Annotated in this window: 22 protein-coding genes; 19 read left to right on the plus strand and 3 right to left on the minus strand. The window is 52.4% G+C overall.

What is annotated here, in order from left to right; translation table 11 throughout:
* Nucleotides 1-33 precede the first annotated feature (33 nt).
* Together NXT00_RS01805 and NXT00_RS01810 are read left to right on the plus strand one after the other, a co-directional pair.
* Nucleotides 34-579, plus strand: a complete 546-nt coding sequence (locus NXT00_RS01805) for a YbhB/YbcL family Raf kinase inhibitor-like protein (RefSeq protein WP_259076910.1) — start codon at nt 34-36, stop codon at nt 577-579.
* Entirely contained in the window at nt 572-940 is a 369-nt protein-coding gene (locus tag NXT00_RS01810; protein ID WP_259076917.1) for a hypothetical protein, read from the plus strand. Before NXT00_RS01805 ends, NXT00_RS01810 begins: the two co-directional genes overlap by 8 nt.
* 69 nt (nt 941-1,009) lie before the next feature.
* Here the strand turns inward: NXT00_RS01810 and NXT00_RS01815 are convergent, their stop codons facing one another.
* Nucleotides 1,010-2,122: a quinone-dependent dihydroorotate dehydrogenase gene (locus NXT00_RS01815; RefSeq protein WP_259157788.1), complete on the minus strand. Its 1,113-nt coding sequence runs from the start codon at nt 2,120-2,122 to the stop codon at nt 1,010-1,012.
* 29 nt (nt 2,123-2,151) lie between these two features.
* Nucleotides 2,152-3,159 carry a hypothetical protein gene (locus tag NXT00_RS01820; protein WP_259157789.1) on the minus strand — a complete coding sequence of 336 codons (1,008 nt, stop codon included), beginning with the start codon at nt 3,157-3,159 and terminating at the stop codon, nt 2,152-2,154.
* Nucleotides 3,160-3,336: 177 nt separating this feature from the next.
* Between NXT00_RS01820 and NXT00_RS01825 the strand changes: the two genes are divergently transcribed.
* The 7 genes from NXT00_RS01825 to NXT00_RS01855 all read left to right on the plus strand — a co-directional run bounded on the left by NXT00_RS01825 (nt 3,337) and on the right by NXT00_RS01855 (nt 10,661).
* A complete protein-coding gene (locus NXT00_RS01825) occupies nt 3,337-4,161 on the plus strand; it encodes an undecaprenyl-diphosphate phosphatase (protein WP_259077104.1) in 825 nt (274 codons plus the stop codon).
* A 67-nt stretch (nt 4,162-4,228) separates the two neighbouring features.
* Nucleotides 4,229-5,482, plus strand: a complete 1,254-nt coding sequence (gene mshC, locus NXT00_RS01830) for a cysteine--1-D-myo-inosityl 2-amino-2-deoxy-alpha-D-glucopyranoside ligase (RefSeq protein WP_259157790.1) — start codon at nt 4,229-4,231, stop codon at nt 5,480-5,482.
* On the plus strand, nt 5,479-5,934 hold the full coding sequence (locus tag NXT00_RS01835; RefSeq protein ID WP_259157791.1) for a hypothetical protein: 456 nt from the start codon (nt 5,479-5,481) through the stop codon (nt 5,932-5,934). The genes mshC and NXT00_RS01835 overlap by 4 nt, the downstream gene beginning before the upstream one ends.
* 329 nt (nt 5,935-6,263) lie before the next feature.
* Nucleotides 6,264-6,455, plus strand: a complete 192-nt coding sequence (locus NXT00_RS01840; RefSeq protein WP_259076926.1) for a hypothetical protein — start codon at nt 6,264-6,266, stop codon at nt 6,453-6,455.
* 17 nt (nt 6,456-6,472) lie between these two features.
* Nucleotides 6,473-7,147 carry an HAD family phosphatase gene (locus NXT00_RS01845; protein ID WP_259157792.1) on the plus strand — a complete coding sequence of 225 codons (675 nt, stop codon included), beginning with the start codon at nt 6,473-6,475 and terminating at the stop codon, nt 7,145-7,147.
* Nucleotides 7,148-7,417: 270 nt separating this feature from the next.
* Nucleotides 7,418-8,872, plus strand: coding sequence for an aspartate ammonia-lyase (aspA, locus tag NXT00_RS01850; RefSeq protein WP_259076930.1), 1,455 nt, complete (start codon nt 7,418-7,420; stop codon nt 8,870-8,872).
* A gap of 133 nt (nt 8,873-9,005) precedes the next feature.
* Entirely contained in the window at nt 9,006-10,661 is a 1,656-nt protein-coding gene (locus NXT00_RS01855; protein WP_259157793.1) for a formate--tetrahydrofolate ligase, read from the plus strand.
* Nucleotides 10,662-10,701: 40 nt separating this feature from the next.
* Here NXT00_RS01855 and NXT00_RS01860 read toward each other — a convergent pair whose 3' ends face one another.
* Nucleotides 10,702-11,493 carry a PD-(D/E)XK nuclease family protein gene (locus NXT00_RS01860; protein WP_259076932.1) on the minus strand — a complete coding sequence of 264 codons (792 nt, stop codon included), beginning with the start codon at nt 11,491-11,493 and terminating at the stop codon, nt 10,702-10,704.
* Between the two features lie 48 nt (nt 11,494-11,541).
* Here NXT00_RS01860 and NXT00_RS01865 point away from each other — a divergent pair, with 48 nt between their 5' ends.
* The 10 genes from NXT00_RS01865 to tatC all read left to right on the plus strand — a co-directional run bounded on the left by NXT00_RS01865 (nt 11,542) and on the right by tatC (nt 21,849).
* Entirely contained in the window at nt 11,542-12,801 is a 1,260-nt protein-coding gene (locus NXT00_RS01865; RefSeq protein ID WP_259157794.1) for a M18 family aminopeptidase, read from the plus strand.
* Nucleotides 12,802-12,807: 6 nt separating this feature from the next.
* On the plus strand, nt 12,808-13,644 hold the full coding sequence (locus NXT00_RS01870) for a tRNA (adenine-N1)-methyltransferase (protein ID WP_259157795.1): 837 nt from the start codon (nt 12,808-12,810) through the stop codon (nt 13,642-13,644).
* 100 nt (nt 13,645-13,744) lie between these two features.
* Nucleotides 13,745-15,289 (plus strand): proteasome ATPase, encoded by a 1,545-nt coding sequence (gene arc, locus NXT00_RS01875; RefSeq protein ID WP_259157796.1) that lies wholly within the window; start codon nt 13,745-13,747, stop codon nt 15,287-15,289.
* The gene (dop, locus tag NXT00_RS01880) at nt 15,289-16,764 is read left to right on the plus strand and encodes a depupylase/deamidase Dop (RefSeq protein WP_259157797.1); all 1,476 of its coding nucleotides are present in this window, start codon (nt 15,289-15,291) and stop codon (nt 16,762-16,764) included. Before arc ends, dop begins: the two co-directional genes overlap by 1 nt.
* On the plus strand, nt 16,765-16,956 hold the full coding sequence (locus tag NXT00_RS01885; RefSeq protein WP_259076938.1) for a ubiquitin-like protein Pup: 192 nt from the start codon (nt 16,765-16,767) through the stop codon (nt 16,954-16,956). It begins immediately after the preceding gene.
* The gene (pafA, locus tag NXT00_RS01890; RefSeq protein ID WP_259157798.1) at nt 16,957-18,354 is read left to right on the plus strand and encodes a Pup--protein ligase; all 1,398 of its coding nucleotides are present in this window, start codon (nt 16,957-16,959) and stop codon (nt 18,352-18,354) included.
* Nucleotides 18,355-18,360: 6 nt separating this feature from the next.
* A complete protein-coding gene (locus NXT00_RS01895) occupies nt 18,361-19,359 on the plus strand; it encodes a YafY family protein (protein ID WP_259076940.1) in 999 nt (332 codons plus the stop codon).
* On the plus strand, nt 19,360-20,316 hold the full coding sequence (locus NXT00_RS01900) for a YafY family protein (protein ID WP_259157800.1): 957 nt from the start codon (nt 19,360-19,362) through the stop codon (nt 20,314-20,316).
* A gap of 104 nt (nt 20,317-20,420) precedes the next feature.
* Entirely contained in the window at nt 20,421-20,831 is a 411-nt protein-coding gene (tatA, locus tag NXT00_RS01905; RefSeq protein WP_259157801.1) for a Sec-independent protein translocase subunit TatA, read from the plus strand.
* A gap of 22 nt (nt 20,832-20,853) precedes the next feature.
* Nucleotides 20,854-21,849, plus strand: coding sequence for a twin-arginine translocase subunit TatC (gene tatC, locus NXT00_RS01910; protein ID WP_396124694.1), 996 nt, complete (start codon nt 20,854-20,856; stop codon nt 21,847-21,849).
* Nucleotides 21,850-21,862: the final 13 nt, after the last annotated feature.

Raw genomic sequence — 21,862 nt, forward strand, 5'->3', positions numbered from 1 at the left:
GCGCTCGAGAGCGAGCGTAGTTAGGATGAAGGTATGACTTCATATGCACACGATCCACGTTTTCCAGGACCTGACCCTTATGCGCCGCTCAAGAATCTCCCCAGTTTTCCACTCGTGTCCGAGGATTTTGCGAACGGAGACCGGCTCCCCTCTCACGTGGTGGCTCCCGGCAGCGTAAGCCCACATCTGCGCTGGTCTCAGCTCCCAGAGGGCACCAAGTCACTAGCGATTACATGCTTTGATCCCGATGCCCCTACTGCATCTGGCTACTGGCACTGGGCTGTCTTTAATATTCCAGCGAGCGTAACCGAGATACCAGCTGGTGCCGGGTCCGCAGGTGGGGTTCTCACCACTCATCCTGGCGTGGTCACACTCGCTGGAGATTCTGGCTTGCGATCTCACTATGGCGCTAATCCTCCGTCAGGTCACGGGCCCCACCGCTATCTCTATGCGGTGCACGCTCTCGACGTTGATTCCTTGGAGATTGAACCCACCGCCACCGCGGCTGTGCTGGGATTCCACGTCTACTTCCATTCCCTCGGGCGTGCCATTTATTGGGGTTGGTACGAGAATGAGTAAGGGGGCACCGCCAGTCTCCGCGGCTCTTCGCGTGGGTGGTGCCTTTATTGCAATTGCGGTGGTGTTGCTGATCTTCACAGTGATGGAGATCAGCCAGCATGGGTGGATGGCGCCTTTTGCCGTCACTTTCAGATTTATCAACACTGTTGTAGCCGCTGGATTAGTAGGGGGCTATGCGACCACCCACATCAAGCAACGCCCGCACTTTACACAGCTCATTGCTCTGGTTGGGGCGCTACTACTTATTATCTCGGGCCGCTTATTTCCATCCACTCCGCTCATAGTGTGGGAGCAGTTCTGGATTCCCTCCTATGCAGTACTTGCCCTCATATGCGGCCTGTATATTAGGCGAAAGGCTTAGCATGAGGACGTATTGAGCATAACTCCCTGCATCGATATATCATCGATGCAGGGAGTTATTTCTTTCGTTCTAGTCAAGTGTCCAAGGAAGACCCGAACCCACCGCTTCGGATAATGAAGCGAGGTTATGGGCTCGCAGCTGTTCGGCCAATCCGCGGTGGATTTCACGAATCCAATCGGGGCCCCCATAAATGAGACCGGTGTAGCCCTGAATGAGGGTTGCGCCTGCGGCAATCCGTTCCCACGCCTGCTGAGCACTTTCAATGCCGCCAACACCAATCAATACCATCTCATCGCCTACCTTTTGATGCAGGTGTCGCAGGACGTCGAGAGATCGGGCGGCTACCGGGGGGCCGGATATTCCTCCAGCGCCCATATCCTCGACTATCGACGCATCAGTCGATAAGCCCTCCCTCGAGATCGTGGTATTGGTAGCTACGATGCCATCAAGATCAAGCTCAGAGGCAAGATCCGCAATGGCATCAATATCCGCATCGTTAAGATCGGGTGCGATTTTTACCAGAACTGGAGTCGAAGTTGCAGCCTTAACCGCACTAAGGATAGGTCGCAGCGAATCTACCGCTTGCAAATCGCGTAGTCCTGGGGTGTTAGGGGATGATACATTGACCACGACATAGTCCGCGAGATCCCCGAGCAGGGATGCGGAACGCCGATAATCATCCGCTGCTTCTTCGGGTTCGACAACCTTGGTCTTACCAATATTGATTCCAATAATACTTGCAGCGGAGCGCCTGCGGAGATTTTTGGCCACTTCCGTGGCGCCCGTATTATTGAAGCCCATTCGATTCAATATCGCGTGATCTTTAGGAAGTCTAAAGAGTCGCGGTTGCGGATTTCCTGGCTGCGGTGAGGCTGTCACGGTGCCCAGTTCCGAGAACCCAAAACCCAAGGCCTCCCAGGCATCGGGTGCGAGCCCATCCTTATCGAAGCCGGCAGCTAAACCGAGGGGCAGGGGAAAGACAGTTCCGAAAACCTCTTGCGCCAAAATGGGATCGTTCACTCGCACCATCTTGGCTAAGATCCAGCGTAGGGGAGGGATATTCTGCACGAGGCTAACACCTCGTGAGATAATGCCGTGGATGAGCTCCGGAGAGAGCTTAAACATCAGCGTGAGTGTTTTTTGATAGAGGGCAATCCTCTGGGGCGGAGTTCTATAGCTCATGACCTCATCCTAACCGTAGATACTTATTGTCACTGTTGTGCACGGGAAATAATCTGCAGGCCAGCACCTGATGCGGAGGCCGCTACAATATCGCCGTTGTCGAGGATCTCGATATTGTGAATATCGGAGACTCCTGAATACTGGACAATCTCTTGTCCAACTCCGCTTGAGATTGTATACCCACTAATGCTGGAATCAGCCGTCGTTGCCACCCACACGCTCTCGGTATTCTTATCCCATGCCAGGTCCCAAGGAGATTGCCCATGCGTGGGTGTGGTTTGATGCAGCCGGATCACATCATCGGCCAGATAGACGCCGAACTGATGTCCTATAGCATCTGCTGCCAAAGCCATACCATTGCTACCGGCAGAAATTTCACCCACACCTAGGCCCACCCGCAGAACGGCTCCAGCCTTGAGGGAGTCGGGGTAAATATTTTGAATGGTCGTATTGACCCTATTGGTGCGGTAAACGGAGTCGGGGCCGGCGTCGCGAGCTACGGCTATGAGCTGGTCAACTGGGCCCTCCATGGTAATAGAGTGCTCGTTACCCTCTTTATAGGCTAGAATTTCCTCGCTATCAGCATTACCCACAAAAAGGGTCCCGTCGCTAGTGCGTGCTACTGCTGTCACAGGCTTCGGCGTTGTTTGAATCACCAGCAGTTTCGGGTTCTTCGCGTCAATAGCATTGACCCCATCAGGACAAGCGATCAGAAAATCCGGAGCTGCAGCGGTCATATCGCCACATTTGGGATCCACCTCAAGGACAGCCGCTTGACCGGATCGGAAATCAGCAACCGTACCCACCGCTAGCTTGTCTTTCGAACGCAGCGCCAGGATATCGCCCACCCGTTCCATATCTTCAACATTGTGATATTTGGGGTCAAGATCAATAACGTCTCCATGGGGCACCGTGCCCGACACCCTCGGTTCGGGGAAAGCACTTCCCATACGTACCGGGAGTTTTTCTTCAACCGAAGGGGGATTACAGGCGGTAAGAGTTAGGGCAAGAATTGTCCCGAGAGCTTTATATTTCACAAGGAGAATGTTAGCACCGATCAGTGTCTGTCCACCCCGAAGGTTGGGTTGCTGTGTACTTTCTGGCCTGATGCATGAACGTTCGCCGAGAAACGAGTACGGTATACATCTGTGACTGATACTGCTGCAATTACCGAAGGTGCCCACATTCTGGCATCCGCCACGGATCCGACGGCTATGTCGTGGGTTCAGGTCGTGGTCCTCTCCCTCGTGCAAGGGCTGACAGAATTTTTACCTGTCAGTTCCTCTGGTCATTTAAGGATCGTCAGTTCGCTCTTCTTTGGTGAAGATGCGGGGGCCTCGTTTACTGCCGTTGTGCAGCTGGGTACTGAAGCGGCTGTATTAGTCTATTTTGCCCGAGATATCTACACGATTATAAGGCACTGGATCGTAGGACTGGTTCGACCCTCCCAGCGTGGTTTCCATTACACGATGGGCTGGATGGTCATTGCGGGCACCATACCGGTGGGCGTCATCGGATTCCTAGCTAAGGACTATATACGGGGCAATCTCCGCAATCTGTGGATCACCGCCACCGTCTTGATCCTTTTCTCCTTTGTCTTTATCGCAGCAGAACGGTGGGGGAGGAAAAAGCGCCGCTACGAAGATCTCACTATGACTGACGCTATTGTTATGGGTCTCGCTCAATGTCTTGCGCTTATCCCTGGGGTCTCTCGATCAGGAGGGACGATCTCTGCTGGTCTTTTTCTTGGACTGGAGCGCGAAGTCGCAGCCCGGTTTAGCTTTCTGCTCGCTATACCTGCGGTCTTAGCTTCGGGCTTATTCTCGCTACCCGATGCTTTCGCCCCACAGACGGGCCAGGCTGCCTCTGGCGTTCAGCTCATTGTCGGCTCCCTTATCGCCTTTGGAGTCGGTTACGCTACTATCGCGTGGCTTTTACGCTTTGTTTCCCAGCACTCCTTTAGTTGGTTCGCGGCTTACCGCATCCCGGTGGGGCTGGCCACGATAGCGCTGCTCGCAGCCGGACTCCTAATCCCGTAGCAGCGGCTCGGTAGGGGCCGGTGTTAGCGAATCGGCGCAACGGTGATTTTTCGGTAAACTAGCGCCTATGTTTTCTTGGTCACGGCCCGACATTCCCCACCTCCCTGGCGAACCCATCGCGTTAAGCTTGTACGACACCGCCGATAGGGTAGTCAAACCAGTTGAAGTTCATCAAGGCAAGGCTGGGATTTATGTGTGTGGAATTACTCCGTACGATTCCACGCACTTGGGTCACGCCGCGACATATCTGACTTTTGACCTCATCCACAGAGTTCTCATCGATCAAGGTGCGCAGGTCCATTACGTGCAAAATATCACCGACGTCGACGATCCCCTCTTTGAACGCGCCCAACGAGACGGCCTCGACTGGCAGGCGTTGGGTACCAGCCAGATTGATCTCTTCCGTTCTGATATGACTAACCTGAGGGTTATACCGCCACAGGATTATATCGGGGCTATGGAATCGGTCGATGAGGTTATCACGCTCGTATCGCGACTGCTCGAGACTGGTGCTGCCTATATTGTCGACGATCCCGACTATCCCGATATATATGCCTCTGTTACGGCAACAAAGAACTTTGGCTACGAGTCAAATTATTCTCGGGCACTTATGGAAGAACTCTTCGCTGAGCGCGGGGGAGACCCACAGCGGGAATTTAAGAAAGATCCTCTCGATGCCCTAATTTGGCGAGCTCACCGCGAGGGGGAACCCTCATGGGATTCTCCGTTTGGGCCGGGTCGCCCGGGGTGGCATATCGAGTGCGCGGCTATTGCTGCTCATCGTTTGGGTAACCATTTCGCTATCCAAGGAGGTGGATCAGACCTCATCTTCCCCCACCATGAGTTCTCAGCGGCTCACGTGGAAGCGGCCTGCGATAGCCCGCGTATGGCCGGACATTATGTCCACACCGGCATGATCTCCCTCGATGGAGTCAAGATGTCCAAATCACTTGGCAATCTAGTATTCGTATCCCATCTCACTCGAGCGGGACACGATCCAGCCGCCATCCGTCTCAGTGTCTTTTCGGCGTCGTATCGCGCGTCGCGGGATTTCTCTCAAGATTTACTCGCTGCAGCCGAAGATCGACTCGCGCTATGGCGCAGCGCTATTAGCCGCGAGAGCAACCGTGCTCACGCCGAAGATCTTATCCAGTTTGTGCGTACGAGACTGGCAGATGATCTCGATACCCCTGGTGCTTTGTCAGCGATCGATCGTTGGGCTCATTCGGTAGTGGGGCAACCCCCCAGCCGTCAAACGCTGAGCGAGGCGGGCCAGCTCGTTCAGGTGGGGGTTGATGCACTATTGGGAATAAAGCTATGACGGGTACGTTTATCGAATATTTTGATAAAAAGGTGGAGAATTTTATCGCTGATCTGCGCACATTTTCGACTGGCTCTTATCTTCGAGCATCGGAAAAAGAATTCTGGGATCCACCATATGATAGCGAGCAGTTAGCTGAGCTGGAAAACCTCCTGTACGCCCTGGTCCGAGAGTGCGCCCGGATTGACGATCCCTCCTTGGTGGAATCGGACGAGTTTATTGTAGATACGACTTCCAACTGGCATCGGCGAATTTTAGAGTTCAACTACCGTAACGCTGATGCCATTATCGAGCCCGAAGAAGCAGCGGAACTCGAGGACCTTATCGCCGAGTTGTGGGCTCTCAAAGGAGTAGCTGAAGCACGGGTAACGGAGCTGCCGAGATTAACGGAAGCGGAGTACTGTTCCCACACTGATACCGTTTCCTACCGCGACGCCTCACTGCTTGGCTAGACCATGATCGCGATTTTCCGGCGATCCGAGGATTATTCGCTGACCGAGGGGCTCGAGTGTAGAAGATGGACGGAATAATAGTCGGTGACCACACAGCTCGCGGCGAGTGTATAGGCATCGTGGCTACTGGACTTGCACGATCGTTTCAGCATCGTGCACACGCTTTTTAACTCCTATCCGCCCTGACTGGCTCGCGCACGAGCATAGGGGAGGACTATCAAGAGTAAATATCAGCCACGAACACCCGCTTATGACCGAGGGCTTTTCTGTCTTAGAATCCTAGGAGTGCCGGAAGCTATATAAGCACCCATGAGAAAGAAGTGATAGATATGTCCCTCGATTATCTCCTCAGCCCAGAAGTGGCCTTTCCACTCATTATTGGAGTAGTGGTGCTAGTTGCAATAATTAGTATTGTACGAAGCCTTATCCGGAGGTTCTTCTCTATCATCTTTGCGCTGGTATTCTTCGGCGGCGGTCATCAAGTAGGGTTATTCGAGAATATTGCGCAATTTTTCCGTTAGGAAGGACACTCAAATAGATGGCTGCAAAACTTCGTGCCGTCCTGTGGGATATGGACGGAACTTTAGTGAACTCAGAACCTCTGTGGGAGATTGCTACCTACGAACTCAGTGAAGAGATGGGGCGACGACTCACCCCTGAATTACGGGCTCAGACGGTGGGGGGATCATTTGCTAATACCCTTCAAATTGCCGCGGAACACGCCGGTATTTCCTTAGATAAGCCTGCTTACGAGCATTTTGAACGTTTTATGGTGAAGCGGATGCAAGAATTGCTACCGCAGACTGAAATCTTTGCTGGTGTTATCGAGCTTTTGGGCGATATTCAGCAGCGAGGAATCCCTAATTTTATAGTCACTAATACCTCCAGAGAATTAGCTGAGCCCGTCATCGACACTCTCGGAGCTCACTATTTTGCAGGCTCCTTGTGCGGAGACGAGGTTCACACAGGAAAACCACATCCCCTTATCTACCGTTCATCGTCGGAAAGACTCCGGGTATCCACTCGAGAATGTCTCGTCTTTGAAGATTCCTACACTGGCATGACCGCTGCAACTCGTGCCGGGTGCGTGGTCGTCGCCGCTCCTGGCTCACAAGCTCAGCGCCCACCTGAGGTTCATGAGATCGGCATTAATTCCTATGCTGATATCACCTTTAATCGGCTCGAAGAATGGTTTAATTCCATAAGTCAGTAGCGTACCTGGGTACAGAGCGCTCACCTACCCCCATTGAGCGGTCACTACACAGAGCCGATCTGTACTTTTAGGCTCACAAACCCCCTGTATCGGTGTATGGTGAGTGGTGGTGCCGTCGAGGTAACGTAGCCTTGGTGCGAAACCTTTCAGAGCTAGGTTTCGCCTAGGTTAAAAGTGGCGCGCCCAGCGAAATCCTAGGATTTCGCGCTCCACCGTCTCAGCACCTTCTTACTGTGTAATAATACAATTTTAAGGAGACTTCCACCGACTATGGCTCGCCACAACCCAACTCAGCCCCATAACTCCGATATGCGCACTGAGGTAGACCTCCTCGGTGAAATGCACATTGATAATTCCAAATACTACGGAATCCATACACAGCGAGCCATCGAAAATTTCCAGATTTCGGGAACAACCATCAACCAGATCCCAGACTTTATTCGGGGCATGGTGCAGGTAAAGAAAGCGACAGCACTAGCCAATCGACGCCTACACACACTACCCGCCAACAAAGCAGAGGCAATCGTGTGGGCATGTGATCAGATTTTGGAGCATGGCCGCTGCATGGACCAATTCCCCATCGACGTATTCCAAGGTGGAGCGGGAACGTCGCTGAATATGAATACCAACGAGGTTGTCGCCAATCTAGCCCTCGAGCACTTAGGTGAGCCCAAGGGAGCCTATGATGTCATCAATCCCAACGATGATGTAAATATGTCGCAATCAACAAACGATGCGTACCCCACAGGTTTCCGTTTGGGCCTTTATGCCTCCATGATGCGTTTGATCAAGGAATTTGACCACCTACAGGCAGCATTTGACGTCAAATCGCACGAATTTGTCGATATCTTAAAAATGGGGCGCACCCAGCTGCAAGACGCGGTACCGATGACCCTCGGCGATGAATTTAAAGCCTTCTCCCAGAACCTGAGTGAAGAACGCGCCATTATGCAGCTCGCTGCCGATCGCCTCCTAGAGGTTAATTTAGGGGCCACAGCTATCGGAACAGGTCTCAACACCCCGTCCGGGTATCGCAACCAAGTGACCGCAGCCCTTGCTGAAGTCACAGGACTACCGGTGAAATCAGCTGCCGATCTCATTGAGGCTACTAGTGATACCGGCGCGTATGTGCTCGTCCATTCGGCTCTCAAGCGCGGTGCTATGAAACTATCGAAAATTTGCAACGACCTCAGACTTCTCTCCTCAGGACCCAGAGCTGGCCTCAACGAGATCAACCTGCCCGAACGTCAAGCAGGATCATCGATTATGCCGGCGAAGGTCAACCCCGTTATCCCCGAGGTTGTTAACCAAGTGTGCTTCAAAGTATTCGGCAACGACATCACCGTCCTCATGGCGGCGGAGGCGGGGCAATTGCAACTCAATGTGATGGAGCCCGCCATTGGCCAAGCACTATTCGAGTCTATGGACATTTTGAGAAATGCATCTCGAACCCTGCGTGAAAAGTGCGTGAGCGGAATCACCGCTAATAAAGAGGTATGCCAACGCTACGTAGAGCAGTCCATAGGCATTATCACCTACCTCAATCCTTTTATTGGCCACCACAATGGCGACCTCATCGGTAAGGAAGCGGCTGCGACGGGGAAATCGGTTCGTGAACTCGTCTTAGAAAAAGGTCTGATGGACGAGGAGACCCTCAATCAGGTGCTCTCTAAAGAAAACCTCATGCATCCAGTATTTAGGGGACGCCTCTACCTTGATAACTAAATGAGGTCTAAGTCTCCCTAGCCTGCGGGACTGGAAAAGTATGGATATGGGCGCATATTCTTGAACTTCATCGGATAGATTTAAACCTGAACTGTTTAGCATCTACCCACATATACCGAGGAGCCTTAGCCCCATGCTGTCCGATGTAGAAATCGCTCAATCCCACCCGCTTGTCAATATTGACACTATTGCCGAGCGGGCTGGTATACCTCCCGCAGCGGTGCTCCCTTATGGGCGCAATAAAGCCAAGATCGATACGACGATCGCACCGAACCGCTCACAAAAAGGCGCACTCATTTTGGTGACTGGGATGTCACCCACACCAGCAGGCGAGGGTAAATCCACCGTCCTTATTGGACTAGCCGATGCTATTGCGGCTCAGGGTCACTCCACACTTGTGGCTATACGCGAACCCTCCCTCGGGCCTGTTTTCGGGATTAAAGGCGGAGCCGCAGGCGGCGGACACAGCCAGATTGTTCCCATGGAAGATATTAATTTGCACCTCACAGGGGATTTCCACGCGATTACAGCCGCCAACAATACCCTCGCCGCAATCATCGACAACCATATCCACCAAGGGAATGCCTTGGGAATTGACCCGAGAAAAATCTCATGGCAACGTTGCCTCGATGTCAACGACCGGAGCCTTCGCCATGTCGTCACAGGTCTTGGGGGACCAGCTCACGGTGTCCCCACTGAAACGGGATTCACTATTACCGCAGCGAGCGAGATTATGGCCATCTTGTGCTTAGCTACCGGGATCAACGATCTTGGGGAACGGTTGGCCAATATCGTCGTGGCCCAGACTTTCGACGGACGCCCAGTTACCGCTGCTGACCTATCAGCCACTGGTGCTATGATGGCCCTACTAAAAGATGCCTTGCATCCCAACTTGGTTCAAACCCTCGGTGGGACACCTGCATTTGTCCATGGCGGGCCTTTCGCCAATATCGCACATGGGTGCAATTCACTCATCGCCACACAAACTGCACTCGAGCATGCTGATTATGTGCTCACTGAAGCTGGCTTCGGCGCAGATCTGGGCGCCGAGAAATTCTTCGATATCAAGGCTCGAATCGGGCATCTTGATATTGCTGGCTGCGTAATAGTGGCCACTATCCGTTCGTTGAAATTCAATGGAGGCATGACACGCCAGAACCTGACTCACGAAGACCTTTCGGCCCTCGAGAGCGGGATCGTCAACCTCGAGCAGCATACTGAAAACCTGAGGAAATTCGGGGTTGAGCCCGTGGTGGCCTTGAATCTCTTTAGTACAGATACTGATTCCGAAATTGCGTGGATGAAGGCTTGGGCTACGAATTATAACGTGGCCTTGCACGCTGTGGATGTGTGGGCACAGGGTGGTCAAGGTGCCGCTGAACTCGCTCAATATGTATTGGACAATCTCCACGACACCTCCTCGCATCCGCTCTACGATCCCGCACAGGGCTTGGAGGAATCAATCAATCGCATCGCCACAGAGATCTATCGAGCCAAGGAGGTGCAGTGGTCTGCTCGCGCACTCAAGGACCTGAAATATTTACAGGCTCACGGATGGGACACCCTGCCCGTCTGTATCTCCAAAACTCAATACTCATTCAGCGAGGATCCCAATGCTCTTGGAGCAGCCCAAGGCCACGTTATCCACATTAGACAACTATTGCCACGCATAGGCGCCGGTTTCATCGTTGCACTCACAGGAGATGTGATGACAATGCCAGGCCTGCCGAAAAAACCCGCAGCAGAACAGATCACCGTGGAAGGAGACTTGATTAACGGACTATTCTAAGTCAGTTGAAATAAGTCCCAATTTTTTAGTTGATTGGGACCTATTTCATGGTGGGAAAGGGTAGCTTATGTCCTTGCTGTTGCGGGCACAACGCATGATAACTGCACCATGGGCATAACTGAGATGGGGTGGCCTCAAAATCTTGAGCCGCAATTCTCATCTGAATTTTTTCCCACACGATATCGAGAGAGTGCTCGAACCTCTCGAGATCCTCACGGTCGGGTATGAGGTCGAGAAATGGATCATCGGTGCTTAAATAAATCAGTCGGAGCATGGTGGGAACGCGGTTATTCAAACGCCACCAGGCAAGAGCATAAAACCGCATCTGATCCATAGCTTGCTGGCTAAAGCGCTCAGGAGGTTTTTTGCCCGTCTTATAATCCACAATGCGTAATTCCCCCGTTGGAGCTCGATCCACGCGATCAATAAAACCTCGTATAGGCACCCCATTGGGTAAGGTGCCGTTAATATATTTCTCACACGACAGAGGATCAAAACCCCGAGGATTTTCTACCACAAAATAGCGGCGCAGCAAGACCCACGCCTCATTGAAAAATTCTCGTTTCTCCTCTGGAGTGGAAACGAGATTGCGAATCTCGGGATCTTTAGCTGCCATGTGCTCGAACACTTCGGGAATGCGTCGCGTTAAAGAATCGAGGGTGCGAGCCGAGTGGTCGAGGCTAAAAAGATCTTCTAAACATTGATGCACCACAGTGCCCTTAATTTGAGCCCTAGTCTTCTTCTCTGGGATCTTATCTATGGCCCGGTACCGGTAGAGCAAAGGGCACTGTTTAAAATCCGACAGTCGCGAGGGGGAGAGAGCTAGCTTCATGACCTCCCATCTTAAACCACGCTCATTCGCTGTTCTAGACTAGAGGCTATGGACGATATCAAAGATTTTATCCACGCAGCACCTAGTTCCTTTCACGCAGCACATCTCGGTGCCCAGTTGTTAGCTGCCGCAGGTTTTGTCCGTCAAGAGGAAACAGAACCGTGGGACAGCACTCCAGGTGGACACTATCTCATCCGCGGGGGAGCACTTGTTGCCTGGTTCATACCAGAGGGGGCCTCAGATCACAGCGGCTTCAGAATTATCGGCGCCCATACCGATTCGCCTGGTTTCAAACTGAAATTCCACGGTGACCTCCATCGCCACGGCTTTAATCAAGCAGCGGTGGAAGTCTACGGTGGACCCATCATTCCGTCATGGTTCGACCGTGAGTTGAGACTAGCTGGAAGTCTAGGGTTGAAGAACGGATCCACAGTGCTCGTGGATACCCCAGCACTCTTTCGTATCCCGCTGCTCGCCATCCACTTAGATCGCACGAGCAATGAGGCATTGAAAATCGACAGGCAACAGCACACCCAGCCCATCTACGCAGTGGGGTATGAAGACACGAGCATCACAGATATTCTCGCCCAATCAGCAGGTGTAGCCGCCGACGATATCATCTCCCATGATCTGATAACCTGCGATGCCCAGCGGGGTGAGTATTTTGGTTTGAATGAGGAATTTCTAGCAGCAGGGCGTCTTGACAATCTCTCCTCAGTATTCCCCGGAATCAAAGCTCTCATCGAGGCGGTATCAGCGGGTGGAGCATCGAATAAGAGCGATGTATTAGTGCTCGCTTGTTTCGACCATGAGGAGGTGGGATCCCAATCCATCACAGGTGCTGCTGGGCCGCTTCTTGGAGATGTCCTCGAACGTACCGCGGTATCCCTCGGGGCAAACTACGATGCCATCAAGAGAATATATGCCCGCTCGCATTGCGTTTCCGCAGACGCGGCTCACTCTCTGCACCCCAACTACGCGGATAAGCACGATACAACCAACTTCCCGATACTGGGCAGTGGCCCCGTTCTCAAAGTCAACGCCAATCAACGATATGCGTCCACTACTGAGACGTCCGCTATGTGGATTACAGCCTGTGAGCGTGCAGGGGTCAACTCTCAAGTATTCGTGGGCCATAACGCGGTACCGTGCGGTTCAACCATTGGCCCAATTTCTGCAACCCGACTGGGAATCCCGACGGTCGACGTAGGCATTCCGCTGCTGAGTATGCATTCGGCCCGCGAGCTGTGCCATCGCGAAGATCTCGCGGGGCTCCAGCGAGCCCTGCACAGCTATCTGGTAGCCTAAATCCTCATGGCATATTCAGGTCCTTTTCAAGTAGGCGATCGCGTCCAGCTCACTGACCCAAAACGACGGCATCTGACAGTCGTCCTTGAAACTGGTGGGAAACTATTCACCCATAAAGGCGCAATCGCCCACGACGATATCATCGGCTCTCACGAGGGCACCGTGGTCAAATCAGAGCAAGGCTATGAATACCTTTGTTTCCGGCACCTGCTCGTTGATCATGTTTTGTCTATGCCCCGTGGTGCGGCAGTCATCTACCCTAAGGACTCCGCGCAGATTTTAGTCGAAGGGGATATCTTTCCCGGCGCGCGCGTGCTCGAAGCAGGTGCCGGCTCTGGTGCCTTGTCCATGGCTCTACTGCGCGCCGTCGGAGAGAAGGGCGAAGTCTTCTCCTATGAAATTAGGGAGGACCACCTCGAGTTCGCGGAATCGAATGTCGACCAGTATTTCGGTACACGACCCGCCACGTGGCATCCACGACTCGGTGACTTTAAAGAAATCTCGCTCGAAGAGCTCAACGGTCCAGTGGATCGAATCATCTTGGACATGCTTGCGCCGTGGGAGTGCTTGGAAAAGGCTCAGGAATTACTCCTTCCGGGCGGCGTAATAATGGCCTATGTAGCAACGGTCCCCCAGCTCATGAAGGTAATGGAGGGTATTCGGGAGCGGCAGTGCTTTACCGAACCGAGAGCATGGGAATCGCTTGTTCGAGATTGGCGTGTAGAAGGTTTGGCTACGAGACCAGAGCACCGGATGAATGCTCACACCGCATTCCTCGTCTTCGCACGACGCCTCGCTGATGGGGTGACCCCGCCACGTCCACAACGTAAAGCTCGGAAGTAGCTCGCGCCGGCAGTCGGCTTCCTCCGTGATCGTCGATACTGTCATCTCACCGTGCGCGCTAAATCTGACTTAGGGTGCACTACCGAGTAAGCTGAGCGGCATGCAATCCTCCACCACAATGCTTAAACTGCAGCGAGAAAACCGCGAACTCCAGGCGCGTGCAGCGAAGATGGCGGATCTTCTTAAAGCTTCCCGGCATAAGCTTGAGGAACTTCACGGACAGCTGGAAGAAATGGCGGCACCACCGTCCACTTACGGCGTTTACCTCGAACAATCTCCACGAGAAGGTTACGCAGAGGTATTTACTAGCAATCGACGGATGCGTGTCGCGATATCGCCTTTGGTAGATCCGCGAGACCTCCTTCCGGGTAAACTAGTGCGACTGGGGGAAGGCAACCAAGTTGTCGAGGTTTGTCATTTTCAGCACACAGGCGCGCTGGGGACTCTGTTAGAGGTTGTGGATTCCGCACGCGTCCTCGTGGCCACCCAGACTGGTGAAGAGAAGATTCTAAGGATCGCTCATGATATTAAGGAGCAGTTAAAGCGCGAAGCTCGTCCGGGCGATACGTTGCTTGTCGATGAAAGATCCGGCTACGCCTTTGAAGTTATTCCTAAAACTGAAGTATCGCGGCTAGCTCTGGAGGAAGTCCCTCATATCACCTATGAGGATGTGGGGGGCTTGGCTGAGCAAATTGAGCAGATTCACGATGCTGTAGAGCTGCCTTTCCTTGAGCCCGAGCTTTACCGGCGCTATAATCTCACTCCACCCAAAGGTGTTTTGCTCTATGGCCCGCCTGGCTGTGGGAAAACCCTCATCGCTAAGGCGGTGGCGCATTCTCTAGCCGAGCGCACTCAGCGAAGATCCGATCCAGATGGATCTCGACCATCAAGCTATTTCATCAACGTTAAGGGACCTGAATTACTAAATAAGTACGTTGGTGAAACGGAACGCCGCATCCGACTGATCTTCGAGCGGGCCCGAGACCTAGCCAGCGAAGGACGCCCCGTTATAGTCTTTTTTGACGAAATGGAGTCCATCTTCCGCACCCGAGGGTCTGGAGTATCCTCGGATATGGAAACGACGGTAGTTCCACAGTTGCTCACAGAGCTCGACGGCGTGGAAAAATTGAAGAACGTTATTGTCATCGGAGCCACGAATAGGGAAGAGCTGATCGACCCAGCTATTCTGAGGCCAGGACGCTTAGATATTAAAATTCGCGTGGGTCGTCCCGATGCTGCTAAATCTCGCGATATCTTTGCCAAACATCTTGGTGGAGATATTCCTCACGCTGAGGACATTTCTGTATTGATCGATAATGCTGTGGAATATATGTTTGCCGACCACCCCTTTGTGGAGTTAGTCCTTCGAAGTGGCACAGTTGAGGTCCTCCACTACCGCGATTTCGCCTCCGGTGCGATGATTGCAAATATCGTGGATCGGGCAAAAAAATACGCCATAAAAGATCAACTTCAAACTGACAGCGCCTCCGGAATTACCAGCGAGCATCTCAGGCGCGCAATCGATGCCGAAAATATGGAAAGTGAGGATATGCCCAATACGTCGCATCCCCACGAGTGGTCACGAATCCTAGGGCGCCACGGTCTTGAGGTGCAAGAAGCTCGTGTGATCGGGGGATCACTTTGATGTCACGCATCCTAGGTACCGAAACCGAGTATGGCATCTCCAGCCCTGATCAGCCGCAGCTAAGCCCCATCATTACCTCAACACACGCTGTCGTTGCCTTCGGGCAATTAGAACACCAGGCCTTAAGCACTCGATGGGACTATATATCTGAGTATCCACTTAGAGATCGTCGCGGTTTTGACCTAAAACGCTTTCATCATATTCCCGTCGTGGATCCTCGGGCGCTCGGTGTAGCGAATGTCATGCTCCCGAATGGAGGTCGATTCTATGTCGACCACGCCCACCCGGAATATTCCAGCCCCGAAACGACCAATGCCCGCGATGCAATGATCTACGACCAGGCGGGCGATATCATCCTCCAGCGTGCTGTCGACCATATTGCCCATTTAACCCAGGCGGGTCACTCGATTCTCGAGCACCATGACCCCTGCCCTCCCTTAAGAATCTACAAAAATAATGTCGACGGAAAGGGTGCGAGCTATGGCAGTCACGAAAACTATCTCTACCGACGCGATACAGACTTCGACGATATAGCGTCATCTCTCATTCCCTATTTCGTTTGTCGCCAAGTTTTAACAGGCGCCGGCCGCGTCGGTATCGGTTCCCTAGGCGAACAACCGGGCTTTCAAATAAGCCAACGCGCTGACTATATCGAACAGGAAATTTCGCTAGAAACCACTCTCAACCGCGGAATTATCAATACACGCGATGAACCTCATGCTGATTCCAATCGTTTTGGCAGGCTTCATATCATTGTTGGCGACGCAAATATGTCACAAACCGCAACTGTTCTGAAATTAGGGATGACCAGTCTCATCCTCGATGCGATTGAGAACGGAGTAGATTTTTCCGATCTACGCCTCGCCGATCCAGTACAACAGATTCGCCTTGTTTCACGAGATCTATCTCTATCTCAGACATTGCAGATGGCAGATGGTTCTTCACTGACTGCTCTCGACATATTGCGGATCTATGCCTCAAGAATTCAACCGGATGAGTATGTTTACCCTTTGTGGATGGAAACCATGGATATCCTCGAGGACGAGGGGTATAAAGGCTGCGCAGACCGACTCGACTGGTGCGCTAAATGGTCACTGATCTCTGCCTATCTCAGCCGAGGTTTAGACATTGATGATCCTAAAATCAAATTATTGGACTTACAGTATTGCGATATTTCCCCCGAGCGCAGCCTTTATCATGCCTTAGTGAGATCGCATCGAATGCTCACCCTCGTCTCCGCGGAAGATATTGCCACCTGCGCAGATATCCCGCCTGCCGATACCCGCGCTTACCTCCGTGGCAACCTCATATCCCACACATGCGTAGATGCTGCTAATTGGGATTCCGTGACGAGCGCTGGCAGTAAATTCGCAATGCTGGATCCACAGGGATATACCCGCGATGAAATCAGCAATCTAGCCGGAGATTCAGACTTATTTAATCGGTTTCCGTTTCTAAAGAAAGGACACGTGTAAATGGCTCATAAGCATCGTATGCAATCAGGATCTCCCGAGGGTGAAAACGAGGGGGAGTTGGGCGATATCTTAGCAAGCCAGATCCAGGTAGATCATCAGGGGGTGGATGATCTCCTCGATGAAATTGACGGCTTGTTGGAAACAAATGCCGAAGAGTTTGTTCGCTCCTATATCCAAAAGGGCGGCGAGTAAGTGTTCTCGAGGCGCATCGTCGGCATCGAGACTGAGTACGGAATAAATTCGGTATCTGCAGATGTCCGCCAACCGCGACTGGACGTCGACGAGATCGCACGGCTACTCTTTCGCCCTGTCATGGATCAATGGAAAAGTTCCAATGTCTTTATTCCCAACGGTTCTCGGCTCTATCTAGATGTCGGCTCTCACCCAGAGGTGGCCACCGCCGAGTGCGATAGTCTCTCCCAACTCATCAGCTACGAACGCGCGGGGGATAAGATTGTAGACTCCCTTGCCAGCCAAGCAGAGCGAGCGCTTGCTGAAGAAGGGCGACCTCACCGGATCTATCTTTTCAAAAATAATCTAGACTCCTTTGGAAATTCTTATGGCTGCCATGAGAATTATCTGGTTGCCAGAGAGACGGTGTTACGCCACCTTGGTCGATCCTTCTTGCCTTTCTTAATTACCAGGCAACTTATATGCGGCGCCGGGAGTATCCAAGAAGGTTCATTCCAGCTCTCTCAGCGCGCCGATCATGTATGGGAGGGAGTCTCTAGTGCCACAACACGCTCGCGCCCGATCATCAATACCCGCGATGAGCCCCATGCCGATTCCCATCACTATCGTCGGCTACATGTGATCGTGGGGGATTCAAATATGGCCGAACCCTCTCTCGCCCTCAAAGTAGGTTCCACAACTCTAGTATTGGAGATGCTGGAAGCGGGAATCGAGTTTCCGCGGCTGGCCAGCGAAAAGGATATCTCCGTCATTCGAGAGATATCGCGTGATTGCACCGGCCGAGCGGTGGTCCCGTGCGAAAAGGGCCCATCAATGAGTGCATTAGATATTCAGTGGCGCTACCTTGAAGCCGCACAGAAATGGCTGGAACACCGCGACGACAATAATTCAACTCCCAACTCCGAGCTAGTTAAGGTGTGTCACTTGTGGCGCCTCGTATTAGAGGCCATCGAATCTACAGATTATTCCCTCGTTGAGCACGATATTGATTGGATCATCAAACTTCAACTGCTGAGGCGCTACCAACGCCGCCTCGGACTATCTAGTACGGATTTCTCCCACCCTAAGCTCAAGCAGGTGGAACTGACCTACCACGACATAAGGAATGAGCGCGGTCTGCATCGAATCATGGAATCAAAAGGACTCATTCATCGGTGGATTGATCCCAGACTGGTAGATATCGCCCAAGTACATCCACCGCACACCACCCGAGCCCACTTACGGGGCCGATTTATCCAAGCTGCCCGGGATCATGGGGTAGAATTCTCCGCGGACTGGATGCGTCTGAAGGTCAATGGGTCGGAACCGCACAGCGTAGAACTCGGGTGCCCGTTTAGCCCCCACGACACACGCGTTGATGAACTTATTGAGATCATGAAACGAGAAGGCAGGGAATGATTCGTTGTGGCAACTCCCACCGAAGTGAAATTAGCCCGAATCACGAATCTTACTTTTGCTTTGCTCGAAGCAGCACATTCAGGGCGCCGTTATCTCACATTCGAAGACATTTACCGTGACGTCTATGGCTACGCAAAAGACGCTAAGACGCCCATCCGGACGGTATCCGCAGCACGACGCCTTTTTACCCGTGATATCGACACCCTCATTTCGTTGGGGGTCCCTCTCGAGAACGTCAATATCGAGGGTATTAGTGTGTGGTGCCTTAACTCCGATGACTATCAGCTTCCACCGATCGAATTCACCGAAGAAGAGGCTCGGGTTTTAAGTCTCGTAGGCAAGATGGACAGTTGCGGAGAACTTGCTACATTTTCCCGGTCCGGGTGGACCAAGCTGGCGGCTAGCGGGGTGCCAAGTTCGCTCAACGAGAAACCGTTATTCACCCCCATCAACGATCTTTCACTACTCAGTTCTCAAAACCTCGATCTTATCGACGAAGCTATCGCGCAGCGAAAGCGCCTGCGATTCTATTATCAGCGTGATCAGGCCAGTGACTTTTATGAACGGTGGATAGACCCATGGGCGCTTCTCACTTATAAAGACAGGCTGTATCTCATTGGTTATGATATCGATCGCGCGGCACCGCGCTGTTTCCGGCTGAGGCGGCTATCAGATATCTCAATCGTAGACCCCCAAGAATCAAGCGCATACGGGGACTTTAATGCGCCTGCAGCAGGGACCAATTTTCTTGATCTTCTCATCGGACAACTCGGAAGCGGCACCACATTTATCACGGCTGAGCTCTTCATCACCCCTGGTGTAGCGAACGATCTTCGATCACTGGCCCAGCCGCTCGGCGATAATCGGTATGTCTTTCGCGACGTTGACGCCGATTGGTTGAAGCGTCAAGCCATGATCCACGGCCCATCTGTGCGAGTGGAATCACCCGACTCCCTGATCGCGGAGATCCGCGAGCTCGTTGATATGGCTCTAGGGGAGAGGTAAATGAACACCCATTATCTCGATCTGGTGCGGATGCTGAATCTTTTGCCCTATTTTCAAAAGCATCCGGGGCGTTCAATTATGGAAGCTGCCGCTGACCTAGGAACCGACCCCGGGACGTTGAAGAAGGATTTAAACCGCTTGTATTGTTGTGGTCCTGGCATTACTCCTGATCAATTGGTCGATTTGAGATCCGAGTTTCACTCGGTGAAAATCCTTGATAGCCAGGGCATGGATTTCCCGCTACGGCTCAATCGAACGGAGGCCAATGCCCTCATTCTCGGTTTGGAGTCACTGCTATCGGCTCCTGGCTTGGTGGAAAAAGAAGCCGTGGAGTCAGCGATCGAGAAGATCAGGTCACTGCTCCTAGCCACTGGTTTACAGGTTAATAGTTCCGATCATCTCGGTCGAGAACAAACCCGTGACGAACACGGTGAGAAATTGGCATTGATAGCTACCTCGTTACAAAAATCCCAAAGGATAGCATTCTCTTATTACTCACGCGCCAAGGATGCACTCAGTAAACGGTACGCCTCGCCGGTACGCTTATTTAGCAAAGACGGTCTAGTCTATCTTCACGCCTACGATCATGATGCCGTAGACCATCGCACTTTTCGCATCGATTGCATAACTGACTTGACGCTGGAGAACGAGTCCGCGGAGAGCCATCTTGAAGAGCTCGAATTCGATAGCAACGACCCCTTTGACTTCCATGCGGTCACCGAACATGCCACCATCGTCATATATCCCCATGCCAGTTGGTTAGCCGATACCATACCCCACAGCCAGGCTCTATTAGATGAAGATCACCACCTGTGGATTACCCTGCCACTTGTATCCAGAACATGGCTGGTTAATTTCGCCCTCGGCAATACTGACCGTATGAGAGTCGTCGAACCTGCAGAAATCGCCGACACTGTGAGAAAACGAGCCAGAGAGCTCAAAGGTGCGTATGATTAGGACGTAATGAGACATCTGACGATTGAGAGATTTCTCTTAGCCAGCGCTCTACCATAACGTTGAGCAGATTTTCCTGATCTGTTGGACCTTCAGAAAGGACCCCTATGCCAAATTTAGGCCCCCTCGAGATCATCCTGATTCTCCTCGTTTTCATTCTCCTTTTCGGTGCTCGTAGACTACCCGATGCTGCCCGTTCACTGGGACGCTCCATGCGTATCTTCAAGTCGGAGGTCAAAGAAATGAGTAACGATGATAAGGCAGTTAGTGACCAGCAAGCGATCGCCCAGCAGCCAGTAACGCCCTCTCCCATCAGCGCGTCACCTATTAATCAAGGGCCAGCGCTTAACCCCAACCAGGCTCCCTATGCCAACCAGGGGCCAGCTACTCATCCCAACCCTACGCAGTACCCTCAGCAGGGCGATAACCCGAATCCCTTGCAGGCTCCTTTTCCCCATCAAGGGCACGTAACAAATCCAGGGCAGGGCTCCGTAGGCAACCAAAATCCTCAGGCTTAGGTACAGTTCCTCTTAAGCAATGATGAGTTCTCTTACACCAGCCGCATCTACAGAAAAACAGGCGAAGAAAAAGCGATTTAGGCGCAGCAGCAATCCGGAAGCTCAAATGTCTCTGGTGGGGCACCTCCAAGAACTACGCCGCCGAGTAATCATATCGGTCATTTGGTTGATTCTCGGATCCATCGCCGGTTTTCTGTGGTACCAGCACGCGGTACTATCTATCCCTAGTCTCGGAGAGATTCTGCGCGGTCCTTACTGCTCCCTCGATCCTTCGAAGCGCGCATCGTTTACGCTCGACGGCGAATGCCGCTTGCTCGCGACCAGCCCCTTCGAGATGTTTCTCCTGAGACTGAAAGTTGGTGCCCTTGCTGGTGCCGTATTCGCCTCCCCAGTGTGGCTATACCAGATGTGGGCTTTTATAACCCCAGGGTTGAAGCGCCAGGAACGTAAGTGGACTTTCACCTTTGTCGCTAGTGCTGTTTTCCTCTTCGTCGTGGGCGCACTCCTCGCCTATTTTGTGGTCGCCTATGGCTTGGATCTGCTTCTGACTATCGGCGATAATACCCAGATCGCGGCGCTTTCGGGTGGACAATACTTTAATTTTATTCTGGCACTACTAGTTATTTTTGGCGTCAGTTTCGAACTACCGCTCATCATCGCCATGCTTAACGTGGTGGAATTAATCAGCTATCAAGCCATTAAAGAGAAGCGGCGCTTTATTGTCTTGGGTATTTTTATTTTTGCGGCTTTTATGACCCCCGGTCAAGATCCATTTTCCATGGTTGCACTGGCTTTCTCGCTAAGCTTACTCATGGAATTAGCGATCCAATTCTGTCGCTTCAACGACCGACGCCGAAGGATTGACCGCCCCGAGTGGCTGGACCTAGGCGATGAAGAAGCCTCGCCCCCGGTTCAAACCTCGCGAAATCCCGACGAATCGTCGACCTTAGCTTCGGCTCCCATATCTAAGCCAGCGCCTTTAGCTGAAGACAAAAACTATTTCGACGACATTATCTAAATAAGCGGATGCA

It is taken from the genome of Corynebacterium sp. ES2715-CONJ3 (assembly GCF_024814365.1).
Lineage (GTDB): Bacteria > Actinomycetota > Actinomycetes > Mycobacteriales > Mycobacteriaceae > Corynebacterium.